3 protein-coding genes and 1 pseudogene are annotated in these 3,787 nt (G+C 68.8%); 3 read left to right on the forward strand and 1 reads right to left on the reverse strand.

The annotated features are described in order from the left end of the window. Positions 1-494, reverse strand: a pseudogene (locus DY157_RS11085) (phosphate acetyltransferase); the annotation flags it as partial. A 126-nt stretch (positions 495-620) separates the two neighbouring features. Between DY157_RS11085 and DY157_RS11090 the strand changes: the two are divergent. The 3 genes from DY157_RS11090 to DY157_RS11100 all read left to right on the forward strand — a co-directional run. After that, positions 621-914, forward strand: a complete 294-nt coding sequence (locus tag DY157_RS11090; protein ID WP_115728709.1) for a DUF3017 domain-containing protein — start codon at positions 621-623, stop codon at positions 912-914. A gap of 140 nt (positions 915-1,054) precedes the next feature. Then, the gene (locus tag DY157_RS11095) at positions 1,055-2,272 is read left to right on the forward strand and encodes an NADP-dependent isocitrate dehydrogenase (protein ID WP_115728710.1); all 1,218 of its coding nucleotides are present in this window, start codon (positions 1,055-1,057) and stop codon (positions 2,270-2,272) included. Positions 2,273-2,525: 253 nt separating this feature from the next. Beyond that, the coding region (locus tag DY157_RS11100; protein WP_160159541.1) for a dicarboxylate/amino acid:cation symporter at positions 2,526-3,787 on the forward strand (1,262 nt) is incomplete at its 3' end.

A 3,787-nucleotide genomic window follows, 5' to 3' on the forward strand; every position in this document is an offset into this window, starting at 1 on the left:
CTCCCCGCGGCCGTCGCGGCCGCGTCGAGGGGGAGGGGGAGGACGAGGAGGTCGGTCGAGACCTCGGCCGCGACGGCCGCGGGGAGCGCGACGGCGACGACGGTCGCCTGGTGGGCGGCCGCGCGGGCGGCGAAGACGCGGATCTCCTCGTCGAGGAGCTCGGCTCCGACGCCCTCGACGTCGAGGACGAGGACGACCCCGGCCTTCGCGGAGGCGGCGAGGTCGAGGTCCCAGCCGATCGCGTCGAAGGTCCGCGCGTCGAGGGAGTCGACGCCGTCGACGAGGACGTACTCGGCATCGGCGGCGCGCACGGCCTCGAGGGCGGCGGGCAGGGCGGTCTGCGGGGAGACCGCGGCGGTCGAGGCGTCGACGCCGGCGAGGGCGTCGAGGCGGACGAGGGCGCCCTTCGCGGTGAGGAGGGAGGCGAGTTCATCGGCCGCGTCGCGCGCGGCGTTCGCCGATTCGGGCCCGACGACGATGTAGCGGGAAGTCACGGAGGCTCCTTATTCACGTGAATATGTGCGCGGCTCGCTCAGCCGCATGAACATCGTAGCCCGGGGCTCTTCGGCTCCGACACGGCCCGGGGTGTGATCGATGAGGCACCGGCTATTCTTGCTGTCATGAGCGGAGGCATCGGATCGGGCGGCGCGCGCCCGTGGTGGCACTGGGCGACCGTCGTCCTCGCCGTCGGCGGCGTCGCCGCGACGGCCCTCCTTGCCGCCCTCGATCATCCGCATCGGGCCGTTCTCGTCCTCGCGGCGACGCTCGTCCTCGTGGCGGGGGCGAGGCTCGCGATCCCGGGGCGCCCGTGGTTCTCCTCCCGTTCGAAGTGGATGGACGTCGTCGTCCTCGCCGGTCTCGGGCTGCTCCTGTGGTATTTCTCGCCCTTCACGGCGACGATGGGGATCGGCTGATCCCGCCTCCGGGCGTCTCCCTGAAGTCGGCGCCGCTCCCTCTTGAAAAGTCGGCGCGGGTCGCCCACAATCAAGTAATCTCGATGTCGAGATAAATCTCTTGGGAGCGAGGCTCCCCGAACCTTTCGGCCGGAGGACCAATGTCGAAAATCAAGGTCGCAGGACCCGTCGTCGATCTCGACGGCGACGAGATGACCCGCATCATCTGGCAGTTCATCAAGGATCGTCTGATCTTCCCCTACCTGGACATCGACCTGCGCTACTACGACCTCTCGATCCAGAACCGCGACGTCACCGACGACCAGGTGACGATCGACGCGGCGAACGCGATCAAGGAGCACGGCGTCGGCATCAAGTGCGCGACGATCACGCCCGACGAGGCGCGCGTCGAGGAGTTCGGCCTCAAGAAGATGTGGAAGTCCCCCAACGGGACGATCCGCAACATCCTCGGCGGCGTCGTCTTCCGCGAGCCCATCATCATCGACAACGTCCCGCGCCTCGTCCCCCACTGGAAGAAGCCGATCGTCGTCGGCCGCCACGCCTTCGGCGACCAGTACCGCGCGACCGACTTCAAGGTCCCCGGCGCCGGGACGATCACCCTCACCTTCACGCCCGATGACGGCTCCGAGCCGATCGAGCACGAGGTGATCCGCATGCCCGAGGGCGGCGGCGTCACCATGGGCATGTACAACTTCAACGAGTCGATCGCCGACTTCGCGCGCGCCTCTTTCGAGTACGGCCTCAAGCGGAACTACCCGGTGTTCCTCTCGACGAAGAACACGATCCTCAAGGCCTACGACGGCGCGTTCAAGGACATCTTCGCGGACGTCTTCGAGCGCGAGTACAAGGACCGCTTCGACGCGGCCGGCCTCACGTACCAGCACCGCCTCATCGACGACATGGTCGCCTCCTCCCTCCGCTGGGAGGGCGGCTACGTGTGGGCCTGCAAGAACTACGACGGCGACGTCCAGTCCGACACCGTCGCGCAGGGCTTCGGCTCGCTCGGCCTCATGACCTCCGTCCTCATCACCCCGGACGGCCGCACGATGGAGGCCGAGGCGGCGCACGGCACCGTCACCCGCCACTACCGCCGCCACCAGCGCGGCGAGGCGACCTCGACGAACCCCATCGCCTCGATCTTCGCGTGGACGCGCGGCCTCGCGCACCGCGGGATGCTCGACTCGACCCCCGAGGTCTCCCACTTCGCGCAGACCCTCGAGGACGTCGTCATCACAACGGTCGAGGGCGGCCAGATGACCCGCGATCTCTCGCGCCTCATCGACCCGGACACCCCGTGGCTCACCACCCAGGGCTTCCTCGAGGCGCTCGACGAGAACCTCCAGCGCCGACTCGCCTGAGTCCAGACGCCGCGTTCTCGCGCCCGCCCTCGCCCCGCGCGAGGGCGGGCGCCCTCGTTCGGCAGCCGTGCGAAGGTCGGCCGTGCGAATGATCGACGAGGCCGCGGCGGCTCGTCGACTCCCGCCCGTGAGACGCGCCGCCCCGGCCTCGTCCATCTCGCATCGCGGGACTGGACCGGGGGCGATTCGGAGGGGCGGCGGGCGATGGGCATCCTTGGAGCATCCCGTCATCGCGTCGACTGAAGGAGACGGCATGCGCAAGTTCCTGGAGAAGGGCGGCATCCTCGTGTGGGTGCTCGCCGCGATCGTCCTCGCCCTCGTGCTCGGATCGATCCAGATCGGGGGGACGCACCTCGTCCCACAGGCGGTCGGCCGCGTCTTCGCGACGTTCTCGGCGCTGTTCAGCCAGTTCCTCTCGTTCTCCATCCCGCTCATCATCATCGGCCTCGTCACCCCGGCGATCGCCGACCTCGGCCGCGGCGCCGGGAAGTGGCTCGGCATCACCGCCGCCATCGCCTATGGCTCGACCCTCTTCTCGGGCTTCCTCACCTACCTCGTCTGCGCGGCGACCTTCCCGGCGATCCTGTCGGGCACCGGCCTCGCGAACGTGGAGGAGCCCGGCAGCGCCCTCGAATCCTTCTTCACGATCGAGATGCCCGCGCCGGTCCCCGTCATGACCGCGCTGCTCCTCTCCTTCGTCGTCGGCATCGGCCTCGCCATGGTCCCGCGCGGCGTCCTGAGGAAGGGCTTCATCGAGTTCCGCGCCATCATCACGAAGCTCATCGAGCGGATCATCATCCCGCTCCTCCCGCTCCACATCTTCGGCATCTTCCTCAACCTCACCTACACGGGCGAGGCCTGGTCGATCATGCGCACGCTCGTCCGCGTGGTCGTCGTCGTCCTCCTCCTCGAGGTCGTCATCCTCCTCACCCAGTACGTCGTCGCGGGCGCCATCGGCAAGAAGAACCCCATGAGGTCGCTCCTCACGATGATGCCCGCCTACGTCACCGCGCTCGGCACCTCCTCGTCGGCCGCGACGATCCCCGTCACCCTGCGCCAGACGAAGAAGAACGGCATCTCCGACGCCGTCGCGTCCTTCACGATCCCGCTGTGCGCGACGATCCACCTCGCCGGCTCGACCTCGAAGATCTTCGCCTTCGCCTTCGCGATCGTCTTCACCCAGGGCATCGACGTCTCGCCCGCCCAGTGGGTCGGCTTCGTCTTCATGCTCGGCATCACGATGGTCGCGGCACCCGGCGTCCCCGGCGGCGCCATCATGGCGGCGACCGGTCTGCTCTCCTCGATGCTCGGCTTCGACGACGCGCAGGTCGCCCTCATGATCGCGACCTACATCGCGCTCGACTCCTTTGGCACGGCCACCAACGTCACCGGCGACGGCGCGATCGCGATCGTCGTCGACCGCCTCGCCGACGGCAAGATCGGCGACGAGGGCGATCCGGAGAACGCCCGCGAGCTCTCCTTCGACGGCATGGCCTACCTCGACGGACACCTTGT

The sequence above is a fragment of the Actinomyces culturomici genome, assembly GCF_900499005.1.
Taxonomy (GTDB): Bacteria; Actinomycetota; Actinomycetes; order Actinomycetales; family Actinomycetaceae; genus Pauljensenia; species Pauljensenia culturomici.

Bases quoted from the DNA above. Each gene is read 5' to 3' on its own strand.
- DY157_RS11090 (WP_115728709.1), top strand. From the start codon at position 621: ATGAGCGGAGGCATCGGATCGGGCGGCGCGCGCCCGTGGTGGCACTGG.
- DY157_RS11095 (WP_115728710.1), top strand. From the start codon at position 1,055: ATGTCGAAAATCAAGGTCGCAGGACCCGTCGTCGATCTCGACGGCGAC.